At 47.4% G+C, this 551-nt stretch carries 1 protein-coding gene; it reads left to right on the top strand.

Going from position 1 to position 551, the window contains the following annotated elements; translation table 11 throughout:
- Nucleotides 1-249 precede the first annotated feature (249 nt).
- Nucleotides 250-551: restriction endonuclease (locus K0F88_RS32780; protein ID WP_257605425.1), on the top strand; the 302-nt coding region annotated here is incomplete at its 3' end.

The raw sequence follows: 551 nt of genomic DNA, 5'->3' as shown, positions 1-551 counted from the left end.
TACTTTTCTGTCGTGAAAACCACGCCCGACTTTTTCAACAGAATCGGCCAGAAGCGGCCATTCAGATCATCCGTTATTCGACATGGCGTTGCTGTGTTGGAGCAATGCACTAAGTCATATGGCTGACCACCCGAAGAAAGCACGCATCGTTGCTGCTATCACTGCGATCGTCCATGTGCGGCGTCCATCAACTACACTTTCATGCTGAGCGGTTTACTAGCAGGCGGTTCATTTCAGAGCGAGGCTTTTGTGAGCGATTACGATTTTTCGCGGCTAAATGACAAAGAGTTCGAAGTCTTTTGCGCTGACCTGCTAAGCGCGAGGGAAGGGGTTATATTCGAAAGATTCAAGCCCGGACGTGACGCTGGAGTGGATGGGCGCTTTTTTAGGTCCGACGGGGATGAGTGGATTCTCCAGTGTAAGCATTGGATTTCGACTCCGTTAGAAAAGCTCGTTAAATCTATTGCAGATTCTGAAAGCCTTAAAGTTCAGAAATTATCGCCAAGTCGATATATATTAGCCTTGTCTCACTCGCTTTCACTTAACGATAA

This window comes from Pseudomonas sp. UMAB-40, assembly GCF_900095275.1.
GTDB lineage: Bacteria > Pseudomonadota > Gammaproteobacteria > Pseudomonadales > Pseudomonadaceae > Aquipseudomonas > Aquipseudomonas mandelii_B.
This window is presented reverse-complemented; position numbering and strand designations above follow the sequence as displayed.